This window comes from Rhodopseudomonas boonkerdii, from assembly GCF_021184025.1.
GTDB classification, from domain to species: domain Bacteria; phylum Pseudomonadota; class Alphaproteobacteria; order Rhizobiales; family Xanthobacteraceae; genus Tardiphaga; species Tardiphaga boonkerdii.
In genome coordinates this window covers 2,916,755-2,933,711 of record NZ_CP036537.1, presented here as the reverse complement: position 1 = coordinate 2,933,711, position 16,957 = coordinate 2,916,755, and the positions used below count along the sequence as shown (strand labels likewise).

16 protein-coding genes and 1 tRNA gene are annotated in these 16,957 nt (G+C 62.0%); 8 read left to right on the top strand and 9 right to left on the bottom strand.

Going from position 1 to position 16,957, the window contains the following annotated elements:
- Window positions 1-33: 33 nt before the first annotated feature.
- The 3 genes from E0H22_RS13580 to E0H22_RS13570 all read right to left on the bottom strand — a co-directional run bounded on the left by E0H22_RS13580 (window position 34) and on the right by E0H22_RS13570 (window position 927).
- Entirely contained in the window at window positions 34-237 is a 204-nt protein-coding gene (locus E0H22_RS13580) for a DUF3606 domain-containing protein (protein ID WP_233021549.1), read from the bottom strand.
- Window positions 238-314: 77 nt separating this feature from the next.
- Entirely contained in the window at window positions 315-563 is a 249-nt protein-coding gene (locus tag E0H22_RS13575) for a DUF6719 family protein (RefSeq protein ID WP_233021548.1), read from the bottom strand.
- Window positions 564-720: 157 nt separating this feature from the next.
- Window positions 721-927 (bottom strand): hypothetical protein, encoded by a 207-nt coding sequence (locus E0H22_RS13570; protein ID WP_233021547.1) that lies wholly within the window; start codon window positions 925-927, stop codon window positions 721-723.
- Between the two features lie 264 nt (window positions 928-1,191).
- Between E0H22_RS13570 and E0H22_RS13565 the strand changes: the two genes are divergently transcribed.
- The gene (locus E0H22_RS13565) at window positions 1,192-1,365 is read left to right on the top strand and encodes a hypothetical protein (RefSeq protein ID WP_233021546.1); all 174 of its coding nucleotides are present in this window, start codon (window positions 1,192-1,194) and stop codon (window positions 1,363-1,365) included.
- A gap of 77 nt (window positions 1,366-1,442) precedes the next feature.
- Here the strand turns inward: E0H22_RS13565 and E0H22_RS13560 are convergent, their stop codons facing one another.
- Window positions 1,443-1,763 carry a hypothetical protein gene (locus E0H22_RS13560; protein ID WP_233021545.1) on the bottom strand — a complete coding sequence of 107 codons (321 nt, stop codon included), beginning with the start codon at window positions 1,761-1,763 and terminating at the stop codon, window positions 1,443-1,445.
- A 315-nt stretch (window positions 1,764-2,078) separates the two neighbouring features.
- Between E0H22_RS13560 and E0H22_RS13555 the strand changes: the two genes are divergently transcribed.
- The 3 genes from E0H22_RS13555 to E0H22_RS13545 all read left to right on the top strand — a co-directional run bounded on the left by E0H22_RS13555 (window position 2,079) and on the right by E0H22_RS13545 (window position 3,052).
- Entirely contained in the window at window positions 2,079-2,324 is a 246-nt protein-coding gene (locus E0H22_RS13555) for a hypothetical protein (protein ID WP_347340791.1), read from the top strand.
- Window positions 2,325-2,382: 58 nt separating this feature from the next.
- Window positions 2,383-2,748, top strand: a complete 366-nt coding sequence (locus tag E0H22_RS13550) for a PRC-barrel domain-containing protein (RefSeq protein WP_233021544.1) — start codon at window positions 2,383-2,385, stop codon at window positions 2,746-2,748.
- 121 nt (window positions 2,749-2,869) lie between these two features.
- On the top strand, window positions 2,870-3,052 hold the full coding sequence (locus tag E0H22_RS13545) for a hypothetical protein (RefSeq protein ID WP_233021543.1): 183 nt from the start codon (window positions 2,870-2,872) through the stop codon (window positions 3,050-3,052).
- Window positions 3,053-3,091: 39 nt separating this feature from the next.
- Here the strand turns inward: E0H22_RS13545 and E0H22_RS13540 are convergent, their stop codons facing one another.
- Entirely contained in the window at window positions 3,092-3,277 is a 186-nt protein-coding gene (locus E0H22_RS13540; RefSeq protein ID WP_233021542.1) for a hypothetical protein, read from the bottom strand.
- Window positions 3,278-3,524: 247 nt separating this feature from the next.
- On the opposite strand from E0H22_RS13540, the gene E0H22_RS13535 reads away from it, so the two are divergent.
- The 3 genes from E0H22_RS13535 (at window position 3,525) to E0H22_RS13525 (ending at window position 5,265) form a co-directional block, all read left to right on the top strand.
- A complete protein-coding gene (locus E0H22_RS13535; RefSeq protein ID WP_233021541.1) occupies window positions 3,525-3,743 on the top strand; it encodes a hypothetical protein in 219 nt (72 codons plus the stop codon).
- A gap of 87 nt (window positions 3,744-3,830) precedes the next feature.
- Window positions 3,831-4,280, top strand: coding sequence for a VOC family protein (locus tag E0H22_RS13530; RefSeq protein ID WP_233021540.1), 450 nt, complete (start codon window positions 3,831-3,833; stop codon window positions 4,278-4,280).
- 337 nt (window positions 4,281-4,617) lie between these two features.
- On the top strand, window positions 4,618-5,265 hold the full coding sequence (locus E0H22_RS13525; RefSeq protein WP_233021539.1) for a glutathione S-transferase family protein: 648 nt from the start codon (window positions 4,618-4,620) through the stop codon (window positions 5,263-5,265).
- 5 nt (window positions 5,266-5,270) lie between these two features.
- Here the strand turns inward: E0H22_RS13525 and E0H22_RS13520 are convergent, their stop codons facing one another.
- The 3 genes from E0H22_RS13520 to E0H22_RS13510 are packed head-to-tail and all read right to left on the bottom strand — an operon-like array spanning window position 5,271 to window position 5,937.
- A complete protein-coding gene (locus E0H22_RS13520) occupies window positions 5,271-5,423 on the bottom strand; it encodes a hypothetical protein (RefSeq protein ID WP_233021538.1) in 153 nt (50 codons plus the stop codon).
- Between the two features lie 5 nt (window positions 5,424-5,428).
- On the bottom strand, window positions 5,429-5,683 hold the full coding sequence (locus E0H22_RS13515; protein WP_233021537.1) for a PilZ domain-containing protein: 255 nt from the start codon (window positions 5,681-5,683) through the stop codon (window positions 5,429-5,431).
- Window positions 5,674-5,937, bottom strand: a complete 264-nt coding sequence (locus E0H22_RS13510) for a hypothetical protein (protein WP_233021536.1) — start codon at window positions 5,935-5,937, stop codon at window positions 5,674-5,676. Before E0H22_RS13510 ends, E0H22_RS13515 begins: the two co-directional genes overlap by 10 nt.
- Before the next feature lie 66 nt (window positions 5,938-6,003).
- Between E0H22_RS13510 and E0H22_RS13505 the strand changes: the two genes are divergently transcribed.
- A tRNA-Glu gene (locus tag E0H22_RS13505) sits at window positions 6,004-6,078 on the top strand.
- Window positions 6,079-6,629: 551 nt separating this feature from the next.
- On the opposite strand, the gene E0H22_RS13495 is transcribed toward E0H22_RS13505, so the two are convergent.
- The gene (locus E0H22_RS13495) at window positions 6,630-16,901 is read right to left on the bottom strand and encodes a hypothetical protein (protein WP_233021535.1); all 10,272 of its coding nucleotides are present in this window, start codon (window positions 16,899-16,901) and stop codon (window positions 6,630-6,632) included.
- Window positions 16,902-16,957 lie beyond the last annotated feature (56 nt).

Sequence of the window (16,957 nt, the reverse complement as noted above, 5' to 3'; positions counted from 1 at the left end):
GCCGGTGCGCATCGACGCCAGGGGACGATCAGGCTATTTGCCAAGGTGACGGCGGACAGCCGCGACCGAAGGACCGACGGCTTCGATGGCGGCATTGAGATCCGCCGAAGAAATACCCAACCGATACGCCCAGTAATTTCGCTGGGTATCGTCACTGCCGTCGATAACCGCAGGCGGCCGGACGCTGCGCGATGTTTCCGATGCCAGAACCGCAGAGACTGGTGCAAGGTTGATCATGGCGAGAGTTTATCATCTCTCCCGCCGCTTGCAGACCGCGCGCTGAATCTGCCTAATAAAAGATTAACGCCGAAGGCCTACTGAATGGCGGCTCCGAGTGAGGCCTGAGCCTCGCCAATGGCGATGCAGGCCTTTTTGCGCCGCAGTCCCCGGATCGCACCGGTCACCTTCAGCACCTTTCCGGCCGAACAGGAGCCGTCGTAAACAAGCGCGCTCTCATAGGGTGCCAGAACCAGCGGTTCCGACGTCCGGATTGATTGCGCAGCAGCCGGCGTGACGCCAGCCAGAACCAGGAGCCCCACAGTACTCGATACGCGAAAACGCATTGTCGTCCCCAAACCCACCAGCACCCGATACCAGTCCAAGGGTTAAGGTTTCACACCCTGTCATCGTTTTTCAATAGGCAGTTCCCTGCCATTGGCACGATCTTGATCCCGGACTTCGCCAATGCCAAGCAAATCTCACGCCGTCCGTGCTCTACACTCATAACGTGACTTGCTGGTGACCACACTCCTTGCAGGCGAATCCGACCCGCGTTACCCCTTTGGGGGCTGACACCTTGTTAGCGGCGCCACATTTGCCGCAAGTCGATAGAATGCGGGTATTGCCTTGCTTCACGACAACCGCTTTGCGTTCCAGCGACTCGCGGATCAGACGCTCAGCCTCCTCGCGCATTGCCTGCTTGCTCATCTGCCCTCCCACTAGGCCCCGGCGACATCACGGGCCGCGGCAGCTGTTATAGCCGCGCAACATGACGCCCTCGATTTATCACCTGAGAGCCGGTTTGTGGGAACCTTTTCGGGAGCGGAGGGTTTAGAGGGTCTTTTATCGGCCGAACTCGAGCTGGATATCCCCCGAGGCCGCTGTAATGACGCCACAATCGGCCGGGAAACGTGCCACCCCCCACGACGGCGGAATGACAACAAAAGAAAGAAGAAAATGAAGGAAGACCCAATGTCCTCGGCGCGCGCCGACATCGAGAAGCGCGTCCTCCAGTTTCGCGAGAAACAAGCCAAGCTCCAGCGTGAGCGCGAAGGCTATTACGATGCGGTAATAGAGAAGGTTCGCGCCACAGAATGGAACGAGTTTGTCACACCGCATCCGAAACGGAATGCCGTAGGCCGCTAGTTCCCACTTAGCGATTCACGCGAAAGCCCGAAGCGCAAGCTGCTTCGGGCTTTCCTTTTGCTCAGGCTCCAAAAGCCTTACCAGTACCCGTAGGCCCGATAGTAACGCGGACCGCCATATCCATAACGCGGGCCATAATAGCCATAGCCGCCGTAATAGGCAGGACGATATCGCGGACCGTAATAGCCATAGCCCGGCCCGCCATAATAATAGCGGGGGCCGTAGTAAGGGCCATATGCCCCTGCAACGCCCGCGGCGAGCGCGCCCGCCGCAAGTCCGAAGCCGATCGCCGGGCCCGGGCCCCAACCATGACGCCAGCCATGTGCTTCCGCCGGAGCGCTCCCCGCCACCGCGCCGAGCGCGACAACGGAGGCAAAGACAACTGCTACCTTTTTCATGAGATGTTCTCCCGTGTTCACTGCGCGGATAACGCGCATGCTTTTCGTTGGTTTCAGCAGCGCCGCAGGTTCAACACGCACGTTCTTGGCATGCTTCTGCGATATCGCTCCCTGTTCGCACGCGATATCGCGTCCGCGTGCAGCAAGCCGCAGCTCGATCCCACGTCAATGACGCGCCGATGCGTTTAATCCACCATTCACCATAGGCTACCGCTATTCGGAACGGTCCCTCATGCCGACGCTTCCCCTTCAGTCACATCGTCGATGATGGCGCACCGTCATCGATGCGCAGCATCGAACAATGGAGCAACGCCGATGATGGAACAGATCGCCAGGATCGATAAGGCGCTCGACGAATTGCTGGTCGGTCTTGGAGGCGTGGTTCTGCGTCTCTCGGATCCAGACGTGACGCGCACGTGCGAAGAACGCACGGCCCTCATACGCTCCGTCAATCAGTTTGCGGCCTGCGCCGCTCGCTCGCGCGATCCGCGTGTGCAGAAGCTCAATGAAGAGCTGAGCGCGTCGCTGAAACCTCGGCTCCGTCTCGTCGCGCGCCGCTGATCTTGGGAACGTTTCGAAGGATCGCATGTTGGCTCGACAACCAACACGGAGAGGGACCATGGCATTGGAAGCAAGCGAGCAAGGCAATCTCATCGGCAGCGACAAGGTCGAAGGCACTGCCGTATTCGGCGCCGAAGACCGGAAGATCGGCTCGATTGAAAGGGTGATGATCGATAAGAAAAGCGGTCGCGTTTCCTATGCTGTCCTGTCCTTCGGCGGCTTCATGGGTATTGGCGACGATCACTATCCGCTGCCCTGGCAATCGCTTAAATACGATATCGACCTCGGCGGCTATCGGACGGGCATTACACAGCAGCAGCTGGAGCGCGCTCCCAGATACGGGGATGAGAAAGACTGGAATTGGTCCGATGCCTCGCGGACGCGATCGATCAATGATTATTATGGCGTGCCTTTTGGGATCTGAACGCCCAACAGCGCTCTTCGGGGCGCTGGCCCTGTTCCCAACCACGCGTGTATGTCAGGAAACAGTTAACCACGATTGGCGGCGCTGCCGAACAGGTCATGTCTTTTCGCGTTGATCACTCATGACCATACGCGCCCTTTCCGTGCCGACCGTCAACCTGCAGCCCAACCCGCCGCCTTACGGAGAACTGCGTCTGAGCAAAGGCGCGTGGGACCAGTTGCAGGCGCGCAAGGCATACCAGGCGCCATCGCGCGATGGCGAGCTACCCACAGAACGCACGGTTGCACTCGATCTCGAAATCTGAGCGACAACCTTGATGGAACCGACGTCCGAAGCCGCGCCGTCAGTTGGCTTTCACATGCTGCCCCGCGGTGCGAACCAACTTGTCAGCTTTCACCAGCACATAGTCAGTCTGGGCCTCCTGTCGGGAGAGAAAGCTGATTGCGACAAACAGGGCGCAACACATAAATCCGACCAGCATAACGCGCCGGTAGGTAGGCTTGTCGGCACTGTGAAAACAAGCGGACATGATTTGATCCTCGCCTTGGACCATTCATAACCGACACCTTCTTATCCGCAACGACACTTCATTCTTAACGTAACTGACACCGATTTTCGCTCCATCGCATTCTACCGAAGCCATTCCCGGGTCTTAACATCGATCGTTCAAGCAACCTTCCGAACGACCGCTGGATCGCCTTACTACACTTTCAGCGAGCCGCAGCATGAATGCGCGCATAACTGGAACGCCTCGCGACATCGCCGGTTGTCCCGCCATGATTAGAAGATTCTACAGTGTGGTGGTTGTACGCTCCGTCGAGGAATCGACCGAGGTGATCGTCGAGGCTGCAAGTGAGGACCAAGCTCATTCGACGGCGCTGTCTCACCTCACAGCGAGGGGCGACGAGTATATGTGGCACAGCCCGCGCAAGGATTTCATCGTCTGGCACAAACGTGAAATCGCCCCCCCTGCCATCGTCGATGTCATTGCCTGACCACTGCCGCTCACCGCATTAAACTGCTATGGGGATGCCACCGTAGCCGGTCGGCTTCGCACCTGCCTTCCCCATGGAGATCGTCCCATGCGCTTTCTGCACACCATGCTTCGAGTCCGCAATCTCGATGTCGCCCTTAAATTCTATGCCGATGCGCTCGGCCTCAAGGAGGTTCGCCGCGTCGACAACGACAAGGCCAAATTCACGCTGGTTTTCCTTGCAGCCGACGAGGATGTGCCAGCACTGTCTGGCCAGACCGGCCGCGGCGCTCCGCTGGTCGAGCTTACCTACAATTGGGACGAAGAAGCTTACGGCGAAGATCGCTATTTTGGCCATCTCGCTTATGAAGTGGATGACATCTATGCCACCTGCGATCGCCTGATGAAGCTCGGCATCACCATCAATCGTCCGCCGCGCGACGGTCAGATGGCCTTCGTTCGCTCACCCGATCTGCACTCCATCGAAATTCTTCAGAAGGGTGCCGCGCTGCCGCCCCAGGAGCCATGGAGTTCGATGCCGAATATCGGCCACTGGTGATCGATTAACACGCGATCCGCTTAGCAACGCCGGAACTCTGCATCATCGCTGACGTTGTGGATGTGAGATTGAATTGAACGGAGGCTGAGCAATGGCACGAGGACTTCTGCTTTGGATTCTGGGTGTACCGATTCCGGTGATTATCTTGTTGTGGTTGTTCTTCGGCCGGTAAGACCTGCCATTCTCGGAATTAAAACAACTGAAGACGGAACGGGCTCCGCAAGCGCGGAGCCCGTTTGATTCCTCCGATCTTTCATACCAGCCGCGAGCAGGCCGCGCTTGCGAGCGCACGGGAACACCGGTTACATCCGCGCACGAAATCGCAAGGAAACGCACCGTGTCCCGCTTACCCTCCCCGTCATTGCAGCTCTGGGGTCGTGCCAACTCCGTCAATGTGCAGAAGGTTCTGTGGTGCTTTCACGAACTCGATCTTGCTTTCGAGCGCATCGACGCCGGCATGCAATATGGCCGCAACACCGAGGCCGACTATCTGGCGATGAACCCGAATGGACGCGTGCCAACGCTCCGGCACGATGATTTCGCGCTGTGGGAGTCCAATGCCATCGTCCGTTATCTCGCCCTCACTTTCGACAGAGATGCAAAGCTCTATCCGGCCAATCCGAGGATTCGCGCCGGTATCGAGCGTTGGCTCGATTGGGTATTGAGTACCCTGCAGCCGGCCGAGCGACCGTTGTTCTGGGGTCTCGTACGCACGCCGCCGGCGCAGCGCGACATGGCGGCGCTGCAGAAGACAGCCGACGAGAACGGCAAGCTCTGGGCGATGATCGACGCCCAACTCGTCGGACGCGATTATCTCGAAGGTGATGCTTTCAGCCTCGCCGATCTCGTCATCGGCTGTTATGCACGACGCTGGTTCGGTGTCGAAGGCGTTGCGCGTCCTGACCTCGCACATCTCCAACGCTGGTACGGCACCGTCTCGCAGCGTCCAGGTTTCATCACCTGGGTTTCCCCGCCGCTGAGCTGATACGCTTATCGGATCGCACGCTCGACCAGCAGAATTCCGACGATAACGACCAGCGTGATGGCGATCACCATCAGACGCGTGGTCCAACCCATGCCCCGGCCGATCCACCAGAGCAGCGCGCACCCCATCAGCAGTGGGACGATGATTTCCAGATGCATGGCAGTTAACCGAGGAAGCGGACCCCGAAGATCTTGCCGCGCCGCCACACCACTTCGCAATTGCGCCCGGTGCGGGCATCGCGTGAAAAGGCCAGCCGCATCTTGTGGCCGATCGCGGTCGGATCTTCCACGACCAGCTTCGCTCCACTGGACGACAGGTCCAGAACGTTGCACGGACGCGCGGCGAAGCCGCCATCCAGCGTGATCCAGCCGGCCTGATGAACCGACCGCCGGACATCGCGCTTTTTCGTCACTGCCATTGTGATCTCCGCGCCCCCGCCTGACAGTAGAGCAACAGGCTTGAGGAAGCGTTGCGACCCACCTTCAACTTTGCAATCTCAGTGCCGCCGAAGCCGATATCCCCAAAAATGACGATCTTGCAAATTGCCGTATCAGATGACTTGCCGACCCCGTCAAAGGCCACTATACGTTCGCCCACTGACGCCGGACTGATTTGTTTCCGACCGGCGCAGAATCTGGCGAACCGGTCATAAAGCACTGATGTTTCAGCCATTTTACTAACCGTGCGAAATGCCGGTCGCCTCGTCCGAATGCGGATTCTGGCGATTCCGACGTTTTTGCTCCCTTCGTCTATCGGTTAGGACGCCACCCTTTCACGGTGGAGAGAGCGGTTCGATTCCGCTAGGGAGCGCCATTTGGTGACCATTCCGAACAAAAGAACGAACCGATTGCGCGACCTTCGCCGTCGATTCTTGCCTGATCGCTGCCAATGCTAACGAGCAGCACTTCGCTGCGGGGACCGACGACCATGATCGGGAGGCGCTCGCTCGGACGCGACGGTCGGTCCGCGAGTACGTTGACGCACCGGCGAAGTGGCCCGGGGCGGGCGGCGAGCGAGACGGTGACGAAGTTCGTTTCTCGATCCGACCGGGCTCAGAAAGGCCGCACCTTCTTTGCCTACGCCGACGACTCTACCTGATCGACTTGAAGGCTGCGAGCATCGTGAACCTCGAGGCGACACACGCCATTCGAATGGCCGAGGTCGGTGCTGCACCCACGATGATCGTGCGTACTATGGATTGCTTCGGGATCCATCCCGAGTGCCTTGCTGCCGACGGCGTGTCTGAATCTGCCGACATGCCGGGTTAGTGCGCCAACCAGCGTGCGATTGAGCCGCACTGCAATATCTGCAGCCACGCATCGCCCCTTCCCGCCATCCGGTCCAGACTGCGAAGTAACTAGCTATCACCACGCAATATGAACGCCGGTCCAGCCAGAATAGCTGGGGGTACGATACAGGTCCGCACGAAGGTCAAACGACACCGAAACATTGCTATCCAGACCAATCTTGCCACCAGCACTGATACGCGCCAGATCGCTCGGAGCCTGGGCACCTTCGACCACGAATCCGAAGCCCGGCGCCGAGATGAAAGATGGGTTGACGGTTCGATGGGGCAGGAAGTCATGGACCCATGCGGCGCGAACCCAGCCATAAAGCGAGCCACCATTGGTGAATTCCTGCTTGCCGTCGAGTTGCACACCGAGATAGGCGGGAACGGCGCTGACGTTACGATTGGCAAAGGAAAGCCCGATGACACTCGGTGCGCCGTTGTTGCTTTCGGTGAAGCCATTCATCCAGAGCGACGTGAAATTCAGACCCGCCAGCGGCGTCACATTGTAGGGGCCGAACCGATATTTGTATCCAGTTTCGAACAGGCCACTGATGGAATAGCTCTTGAAATCCGCCGACAGCCGCTCCGAGAAGCCGGCAACCGACGGGATCGGGGTTCCGAACAAGGGCGGCAAGACAGTGCCGGAGATGACGGCACTGCGGTCCTCGCGATTGGTGAAATAGTCAAACCCTAGCGAAGCTATGGCATACGCATTCGTGCCCCGCGTCGCGGTGTAGGCTGCCACGTGCGTCCCTTCCACGGTTGCCGTCGTCGCGCGATCCGAAACCCTGACCCATGCCTTTCCGTATCCGACGGCAAGACCCATCATCCAGCTGCTGTTGATCTGATAGTCCAGGCCGCTGGTCACACCGCTGCTGATGGACGCGCTATCCGCTGACCCGGTATTCGGGTTGCCGGAATAACGCCAATTACCGCCATTGAAATTGGTCCAGAGCCGCCAGGTGTGCGAGGGCGGGGCTACGGGATTCGCCGCCTTTGTGTAGCTCGGGAATGTATTGCGGCGATCAGCTGCATAACCCAGCGGGGCGCCGTCATAGTAAGCGATGCTGTTGGCGTCATACCGTTCATTGTCGAAGAGCCAGAACCGTGCCTGGTTCAGGATCGAGGTATGGAACATCTCGTTCCCGGAGATCGCGGTCTGTTCGACGGCGGCAACGCCTTCGCCCGAAAGCGAATTATACACGATACCCAGCTGTTCGACGGTCGGCTGGTAGAAAATCGCCGCAGCGATGGATTTGAACGATGCCACATGTGCGGTCTGAATCGCGTTGATCGCGTCGCCCACTGCGTGCTGGTTCGACGTCAGGCCGGTTGGTGAGAAATCGATCGCATATCTCAGATTGATGTCGTTCGGGTTAGGATAAATTAGCGAATAGGTCGCCACTGCGGTTTGATAGGCTTGCAGGACAAGATTAGAATGCGATGCACCCTGGTTCGCCGAGATGATCGTCGCCGTGGCTGTGCCAGGGGTGGCATCGGCGGGATTGCCGATATTGACGACCACCGCGCCAGAGACATTGGCAGTTCCCGTCACATTCAGCCGATCGGCCGTTAGGCTCTTCAAATCCAGATCCACCGCATAGTAACCGCAAGTACTGGTGGCTTGGCCGAACGTGCCGCAAGAACCGGATGCGCTTTGCACGAAATTGCCATTCAGATTGGTGGTCATGACCCGCGACAACGCGCCGGGTGAGAACAGTCCGTCATTGGTCATGACATTGCCGGCTGCGGGGCCATTGAGGTTGATGGTCGGGCCGGCGTCGAACACACCGGCAAACAATGAGGGATTGTTGTTGTAGGCCTTGTTGTTGAGCGTGTTGGTTCCACTGCCGAGATCAATCGACCCGACGATATGTCCGTAACTGGTGATGGCTTCATTGCCGATGCCGCCCGTGACAGCTGTGCCGTTGATGCCAGCCATGGTCGCCAGCGAAGCGTAAGTGGTCAGCGTGTTGGCAGCACCGCCGGCAAATCGCACCGCATTGGTCGTGGTCGCACCGTTGGCGCCGCCGATCACCAGCTGGTTGGTGCCGAGCGTGGCATTGCCGAGGGTGACGTCGATATTGGCGCCGCCCCCTGCTGCACCGGTGGATTGTCCGTAGATCGCTGTCGAGCCCGTGCCGGTCACCACGACATTCGATTGAACATTGACAGCGACAGTGCCGGCGACGCCGGCGCCGCCTGCACTGCCGGCGAAAGGTCCTGCCTGCCCCAATGTGTTGACGAAGGCGCCGCCACCAACGAGACCACCCCCACCGCCGATCGATTGTGCGATGATGCCGTAGGCGCCGTCTCCGGTGGTTCGGATATCGGCGCCAGCATCGACCTTCACATTGACCGCGCCGCCATTGCCGCTCGAGGCTGGCGATCCGACAACCGTCGGTACCACTGCGTTTCCTGCGTTGTCGAAGGCCTGGAACAGGCCGCCGCCGCCGCCGATCGATTGCGCGACGATGCCATGCGCATTGACGCCGTTCGTCGTGACGCCTCCGGAGGTCTGGAAATTGACGCTGCCGGCTGCCCCGCCAGCTCCGGCCGCAGCGCCAAGCGTCACTGCCGCGGCACTGTTGGATACGCCATAAGCCTGCGCCGTGCCGCCACCGCCGCCGATCGACTGCACGATGGCGCCGATCGAGCCGGACGCTTTTGTGACAATCGCACTGGCATTGCTCACATTGATCGTCGCGCCGTCGCCGCCACCGGCCAATGCACCGAGCGTACTGGATGCGAGCGGCGGCAATTGGCCACCGTCGCTGACAAAGCCGGCAAGACCGCCGCCGCCGCCGATGGCCTGCGCGACGACACCGTCCGAAATCTTGCCATTGGTGGTGATTGTTCCAGCACCGATCACGACGTTCGATAGTTGAGACGGATCGGCCGCACCGCCGGTCCCGCCTGTGGAGCCGAGTTGGAATTGAACGCCTGCAGCCGAGATACCTTCTGCAGCAGTGACCGATCCATAGCCGCCGCCGCCGCCAATCGTCTGACCGACGAGACCGGCAGCAAAGCGGCCATAGGTCGTAATCAGATTGCCGCTCTTGAGCGCGAGTTCACCGCCATTATTGGTTCCGGTTTCCGCGCCGCCGAGCGTGATTTGAACGGGCCCGGCTGTGCCGGTGACGACGCCGAAGGCGCCGATCGAACCGCCGCCGCCGCCACCGATCGATTGAGCGATCAACGCGACCGCGCCGTCGCCGCTGGCAATAGCAGGTCCATTGCCCGTCGTAATCGATGCCGCCGTATTGGTGACTCGCGTCGTTCCACCCGAACCGCTGCCGGCCGAGCCGCCCAACGTGAGCGTCAACGGGCCTGTCGCGGTGAAGGTCAGATCACCTGTGGCGGAGCCCATGCCGCCGCCGCCACCGATCGATTGGCCGATATAGCCGGCCGCGCCGACACCGGTCGTTGTGATGGCGTTGGCATTGGTCGCCGTCAACGGGCTGCCGTCGCCGATCGCGCCCAGCGAACCCAGGCCGATGGTCAAACCGCCGGCACCGACGGTGAGTGGATCCGGCACCACCACCGCGCCATTGCCACCGCCGGCGCCGATTGCCTGCGCAAGAATACCGTAAGCGAGATCGCCCGAGGATGACACCGTGCCGCCGCTGAGATCGACGATGACGTTCCCCTTCGAACCCGACGGCGCCGATGTGAAGAAACTGCCGATATCGATCGAAGATGTGCTGACAGAACCGGTCTGCGCGTCGATGGCGAGCGCATTGTTGCCGCCGCCGCCGCCGATCGATTGCGCAAAGACAGCAATCGAATTCGTGCCGGTGGTATTGATCGAACCGGTCGAGATAACCGTGACGTCGCCACCATTGCCGCCCGCAGCGCCGAGCTGCGAACCGACCTTGGTCTCCTGTTTCTTGGTGCTGTCGGTGAAGTTCAGGTTGCCGGTGAAGCCGGCGTTGCCGCCGCCACCACCCACCGATTGCGCATAGATGCCGATGGAGTTCGCACCCTGGACATTGATGGTGCCGTTATTGATGACCTTGACCGCGCCGGCATCGCCGCCGCCGCCACCGGTGGCACCGACCGTGGTCGATGCGCCACCCGAGCTCGAATAGGCACCGGAGACCGTTACACCCGCATTGCCGCCACCGCCGCCGATCGATTGCGCCAGGATACCGATGCTATTCCTGCCCTTGGTGGTGACGATGCCGTCGTTCTGAACACTGACGAGGATCGCGACATTCGCGGCGTTGAACGCCGCCGAGCCACCCGCACCGCCATTGCCACCAACCGACTGTGAATAGCCATCGCCATTGGTCGTCACCGCACCCGACAATGTGAAGGCACCCGATCCGCCACCGCCGCCGATCGCCTGGGCAAGGATGCCGACAGAGTTGTTCAAATCGGTCACGATCGCCGCGCCCGCGTGGTTGAACACCGTCACGCTGTCGGCCGAGCTGCCGGTGCCACCGCTGCCACCGCCGACCTGATTATTGACCGAACCGCCGCTTGAGAAGGTCAATGCACCTGCAAAGCCGCCGGAGCCTCCGCCACCGCCGATGGATTGCGCCAGGATGCCCGTGCTCTGCACACCCTTGGTGTGGACGACATCATAGTTGTCGACATTGACCGTGCTCGACGATCCGCCTCCGCCGCCCGCACCGCCGCCGACCTTCGATGTGGCATCGCCGCCGAGCGAGAAGTTGGCATTGGTCGAGAAACCGCCATTGCCGCCGCCGCCGCCCACCGATTGCGCGACAATGCCATAGGCCATGGCGCCGTTGGTCGTGAGCGTACCGCCAGTGTTGTTGACCACCACGACTTGCCCGCCGGTGCCACCGGCACCGCCGGAGCCGCCGACCGAATCCGAGACAGATGCGGCAGATGTCGAGCCACCGGCGGTGATCGCGAAGCCGCCATTGCCGCCGCCGCCCCCCACCGACTGCGCCATGATGCCGATGCCCTTATCGCCGCCAGCCGTAATGGCACCGCTATTGGTCACGGTCACCTTGTCGGCATTCCCAGCGAGACCACCGACGCCAGTGCCAGTACCACCGACCGTGTTCTTTGCGTCGCCGCTATTCGTGAAGGCGACGCCGCCCGAGAAGCCGCCATTGCCGCCGCCACCACCCACCGACTGGGCGAGAATGCCGATCGTACCGGCACGTGCGACCTGAATGGCACCGCTATTGACGACATCCACGGTGCCGGCATTGCCGCCGCCGCCGCCGGAGCCACCAATCGTATTATTGGTCGCATCACCGCCGAGCGACACCGATCCACTGATGGCAAAACCGCCATTGCCGCCGCCGCCGCCGATGGATTGCGCAATGATGCCGTCCGACGCCAGACCGAAGGTCTGGATCGAAGCCTGGTTATTGACGGTGACCGCCAGACCGGCACCTCCGGCGCCGCCCCGACCACCAATAGTATTGGCCGCACTCTTGCCGTCGGAATTGTTGAAGCTGGCACCGATGGAGAAACCACCATTGCCGCCACCGCCGCCGACCGACTGCGCCAGGATGCCCGTAGCATTGTCACCGAAAGTCTGGATCACGGCGCCCGCCAGCGTATTGACCGTGACGATGCCGCCATCCCCACCAACCGATCCATTGCCGCCCGTGGTGTTGGTCGCGGCATCTCCGCCTATGCCGAGCGAAAGACCACCCGCGAAGCCACCGCTGCCGCCGCCGCCGCCGATGGACTGTGCAAGAATGCCGATAGAGCCCTGACCACCGGTCGCACCGACGACCACGCTACCGGCGAGAATCGGCGTGCCGGTGAAGATGCCGCCTCCGCTCGTGACAGTCACGCGCCCCGCATTGCCACCGCCCGATCCCTGGCCGCCGGTCGCATTGGCTTCCGCGCCACCACCGGTCGAGAGAGAGCCGGAAATCGCAAAGCCGCCATTGCCGCCGCCGCCGCCGACAGATTGCGCCAGGATGCCATAAGATAGATCTTGCGCCGTCGTGATGGCATTCGTCGCATTTGCGAACGCGTTGTTGAGCACGATGACGTCAGAGCCCTTACCGGCTGCGCCGCCTGAGCCGCCCACCGTCTGCAGTTTTGCCGTGCTGTCCGAAACGGTGCCCGACACACCGATCGAGAAACCTCCGTCGCCGCCACCGCCGCCGATAGACTGCGCCTGGATGCCCGACGCATTGCGGCCGGCTGTCCGTATATTGCCGGTGTTGGTGACCTGCACGGCCGCGACATAGCCGGCATCGCCAAGCTGGCAGTTGAGGCCGCCGGCGGTACAGCCGTTCAGTGAATCGCCACCGGTCCCGCCCGAACCACCAACCGAATTGGCGTTGGCATTGCCACCGGCATTGAAACTTCCTGCGATGGAGAAGCCGCCCTGGCCGCCACCGCCACCGATCGATTGAGCGAGAATGCCGACCGAGCCATCGCCTTGTGTCTTGACCGACGTATTGGCGATCGACGACGAGGCAGAAGCTGCAGCAACGACGCTCACCTGCGCTGCCGTATTGCCCGTGCCACCAGCGCCTCCCACGCTGTTCACCTCGGTCGCACCGCCATAGGAAAGGCTAGCTCCGATCGAGAAGCCGCCGCGACCACCGCCACCGCCGACGGATTGCGCAAAAATGCCGTTAGAGACCGATCCGCGTGTCTCGACCGTGCCGGTCGATTGCACATTGACGACATTGCCGGTGCCACCGACGCCGCCAGCGCCGCCAACAGTCTTCGGTGTTGGGCCGGATGTTCCATCATAGCTTGCTGCAAGCAGCAGCGAGAAGCCGCCATTGCCGCCGCCGCCGCCAACCGATTGTGCGTAGATGCCGTTCGCATTCGATCCGCCGGTAGTGGTGATATTGTTGTTGGTGATGACCTCGACTTTGCCGGCCGTGTTGCCGATGCCTGCATTGCCTCCGGTCGAGCCGGTGAACGCCGCGCCGCCCGCTGCGGAGACGCTGATTGCACCGGACAAACCGCCATTGCCACCCGAGCCGCCGATCGACTGCGCAAGAATGCCATTAGAGCCCAGGCCGGCCGTGGTCACATCGGCTGTGGTACCGACATGGACATCGCCACCTTTGGCGCCGTCGCCGGCCTTGCCGCCAACAGCCATCGACACGCCGATACCACTGTCGATGGTCAGCGTGCCGGCGACCGCAGCGCCCCCATTGCCGCCGGCGCCGCCGATCGACTGCGCAAGAATGCCATTCGACTGATCGGAGCCTGTGGCGATGGCTCCCGCGGAATCCACGCGCACGGCCTGACCGATACCACCATTGGCGCCCGTGCCTCCGAATGCCAGCGCCAGCGATGCGTATTCGGAACCACCCAGCCCCAATGCGAGGCCGCCATTGCCGCCGCCGCCGCCCACCGATTGCGCCAATATGCCGTTCGATTGCAGGCCGCCGGTCTGAATGGCGCCATTGTTCCGCACGGTGACATTGTTGCCGTCTCCGCCTTGCGCGCCCGCACCGCCTAGGGATAGCGAGACAGCGCCATATTGCGCACCACCCGCCGCGGCCGAGAAACCGCCATTGCCGCCGCCGCCGCCCACCGACTGCGCGAAAATGCCGTTCGCTTTCGCACCGTGCGTTTCGATCGCACCATAGCTGGTCACATCGACAACGCCGCCATTGCCGCCGCCATTGCCCGCGCCACCGAAGCTCAGATTGACCGAGCCATAGAGAGCGCCGCCGGCGGCGACGGAAAATCCGCCATTGCCGCCCGATCCACCGATCGACTGCGCGAAGATGCCGTCGGACAAATCACCCCAGGTCGTGACTTTGTTGTTGGTGCTCGCATTGTCGTTGTTGTGGACCGTGACTGCCAGACCGTTGCCGCCTTTGCCACCATCGCCACCAACGCCAACACTGACATTGCCATAGACGCCGCCGCTGGCCGCGATGGCAAAGCCGCCAGTACCGCCGGAGCCACCGATCGACTGAGCGAAAATACCGGCCGAATTCGCGCTGGCGAGTCCGCCGCCAGCCTGCGTACCAGTCGTGATATTGCCGATGCTCGTGACATTGACCACGCCGCCATCGGCACCGCCGCCCGAGCCGCCACCGATTCCGAGCGACAGGCCAGCTAAAGCAGCCGCCGTCGAAATACTGAAACCGCCGTCGCCGCCACCGCCGCCGATCGCGCTCGCCTGGATGCCGGCCGAGAACACGCCATTGGTCGTGATGTTGCTCCTGCTATCGACGGTCACATTGCCGGCAATGTTGCCGGCGCCGCCGGAGCCCCCCAGCGAGAAAGCGAGCGCGCCATAGGCCGGTCCTGCAGATACTGAAATGGCATAACCGCCACTGCCACCGCCGCCACCGACCGATTCAGCCAGAATACCGGCTGAATAGGCGCCCGCGGTGCTGATGGAGCCGGCCGAGCCCACGAAGACATCTTTTGCGATGCCGCCATTCGAACCGTCGCCGCCGACACCGACCGAGGCGCCGCCGAAGATGGCCGCCGAGACAGAGATCGCGGCGCCGCCATTGCCACCGCCTCCACCAACCGATTGCGCGAAGATGCCAGCGGACTTGAAGCCCTGCGTCATAATCGTCTTAGCTGCAAGGGCCGGATCGATCCCGTCGCAGCCCGCATTCGCATTGACGCAGACTTGACCACCGTTACCGCCCGCGCCACCCGTACCACCGACCGCGACACTGGCGAAGACGCCGATGCCGTAAGAGGAGCCGCCATTGCCGCCGCCGCCGCCAACCGACTGGGCGAAAAGGCCGGAGGAGTAATCGCCATAAGCAGTCAGATTGCCATTGTTAGTGACCGCAACCTTGCCGCCGTCGCCACCTGCACCACCGCGACCACCGACGGCAATCAGCCCCCCCGACGATCCGCCGTCGCCGCCGCCACCGCCCACCGACTGCGCGAAGATGGTCGGAGCCTGCACGCAGTTGGCGCAAACCGCGTGGAGGATATCGCCACCATTGATCACGGTGACAGCGCCGCCATTGCCGGCCCCGCCACCGCTGCCGCCCACGCCGACAAGCCCGGCACCGAGACCGCCGCTGCCACCGCCACCACCGACCGATTGCGCATAGATACCTGCAGCGCTTCCGGAGCCTAACGCGCCAGAACCACCCACATTGATCTGCGCATAATTCTCCACGCGCACATCGCCGCCAGCACCGCCGCCGCCGCCGCTGCCGCCGATGCCGACCAATCCCGCACCGACACCAGCCGTGCCGCCGCCGCCGCCATATGACTGCGCAAAGATGCCGCTGGAGAGATTGCCGTCCACGGTCAACGTTGCGCGATTGACGACTGTTACCGCCTCGCCGGTCCCAGCCGTTCCTCCGCCGCCGCCGAAACCGATCAAACCGGCCCCCGTTCCACCAGCGCCGCCGCCGCCACCGCCACTCTGTGCGAAGATAGCCGTCGAGCCGACACCCGACGTATGGATGGAGCCACCATCAGTCCGCACATCGACGGTTCCGCCATTACCGCCGCTCGATGCGTCGCCAGCAAAGGACAAGAGGCCATAAGACCCGCCACCGTTGCCCGAATAACCGCCGATCGATTGCGCGAAAATGCCGAAAGAGTTGTCCAACATCGTGCGAATGGCACTGTTGTTGACGACATTGACCGAGCCGCCGACACCCGCCGATGCGCCGCGTCCGCCGGAGCAGAAAATACAGGCTTGGGCAGCACCACCGTCACCACCTCGACCGCCGATCGTCTGCGCCCAGATGCCGGCCGATCCGGCGCCATTCGTGGTAATATCGAGGCGATTGTCGACCAGGACATTTCCCGGACTGCCACCATTGCCGCCGGTGCCGCCGCCGCCACCCAGACTGACATCGACATCGCCGCCCGTTCCGCCGTGTCCGCCGACGCTCAGCACATAGATGCCGTGCGCAGTGTTTCCGTTCGTCGAAATCGAGCCGGAACCGCTATTCGTCACGCTGGCCGTACGTCCGACGCCACCATTGCCACCATCGCCCGCACTACCAGCCAGATAGGCATCCCCACCGCCGCCACCACCGCCACCCTGGCTGATCGCGCTAATGCCGTAGGCAGAAGCGCCGCTCGTCTGGATCGTGACAGTACCTGTCGAACTAAAGAAAACACCGCCGCCGGGATTGCCGCCGCCGCCGCCCCCGTCTCCGCTGGTGCTACCGATCCCCAATGCGCCGTCCGTGCCACCGTCTCCGCCACCTCCGGTAGCCTTCAGAAAGACGCCAGAGACGCCGGGAGGAGCTGGAACGACCGCCAGATTGCCAACCGGCACATTGATCGTCGTGGCATCACTATTGGTGCCGCCCGTATTCTGCTGATCAATCGCTTGGGCATGCACGGTCTGCGACGTTGTGAAAAGCGCAACCAAGGCAAGTGCAAAAGCCGCGGAGGCGGTCGTCGCCGCAAAATCCCCACCCATGGAGGAATATCGCAGGCTAGCGGTGCCATTCCAGGCCCAACGGGCCAAGCGCTTAT

Bases quoted from the DNA above. Each gene is read 5' to 3' on its own strand.
- E0H22_RS13580 (WP_233021549.1), bottom strand. From the start codon at position 237: ATGATCAACCTTGCACCAGTCTCTGCGGTTCTGGCATCGGAAACATCG.
- E0H22_RS13575 (WP_233021548.1), bottom strand. From the start codon at position 563: ATGCGTTTTCGCGTATCGAGTACTGTGGGGCTCCTGGTTCTGGCTGGC.
- E0H22_RS13570 (WP_233021547.1), bottom strand. From the start codon at position 927: ATGAGCAAGCAGGCAATGCGCGAGGAGGCTGAGCGTCTGATCCGCGAG.
- E0H22_RS13565 (WP_233021546.1), top strand. From the start codon at position 1,192: ATGTCCTCGGCGCGCGCCGACATCGAGAAGCGCGTCCTCCAGTTTCGC.
- E0H22_RS13560 (WP_233021545.1), bottom strand. From the start codon at position 1,763: ATGAAAAAGGTAGCAGTTGTCTTTGCCTCCGTTGTCGCGCTCGGCGCG.
- E0H22_RS13555 (WP_347340791.1), top strand. From the start codon at position 2,079: ATGATGGAACAGATCGCCAGGATCGATAAGGCGCTCGACGAATTGCTG.
- E0H22_RS13550 (WP_233021544.1), top strand. From the start codon at position 2,383: ATGGCATTGGAAGCAAGCGAGCAAGGCAATCTCATCGGCAGCGACAAG.
- E0H22_RS13545 (WP_233021543.1), top strand. From the start codon at position 2,870: ATGACCATACGCGCCCTTTCCGTGCCGACCGTCAACCTGCAGCCCAAC.
- E0H22_RS13540 (WP_233021542.1), bottom strand. From the start codon at position 3,277: ATGTCCGCTTGTTTTCACAGTGCCGACAAGCCTACCTACCGGCGCGTT.
- E0H22_RS13535 (WP_233021541.1), top strand. From the start codon at position 3,525: ATGATTAGAAGATTCTACAGTGTGGTGGTTGTACGCTCCGTCGAGGAA.
- E0H22_RS13530 (WP_233021540.1), top strand. From the start codon at position 3,831: ATGCGCTTTCTGCACACCATGCTTCGAGTCCGCAATCTCGATGTCGCC.
- E0H22_RS13520 (WP_233021538.1), bottom strand. From the start codon at position 5,423: ATGCATCTGGAAATCATCGTCCCACTGCTGATGGGGTGCGCGCTGCTC.
- E0H22_RS13515 (WP_233021537.1), bottom strand. From the start codon at position 5,683: ATGGCAGTGACGAAAAAGCGCGATGTCCGGCGGTCGGTTCATCAGGCC.
- E0H22_RS13510 (WP_233021536.1), bottom strand. From the start codon at position 5,937: ATGGCTGAAACATCAGTGCTTTATGACCGGTTCGCCAGATTCTGCGCC.
- E0H22_RS13495 (WP_233021535.1), bottom strand. From the start codon at position 16,901: ATGGGTGGGGATTTTGCGGCGACGACCGCCTCCGCGGCTTTTGCACTT.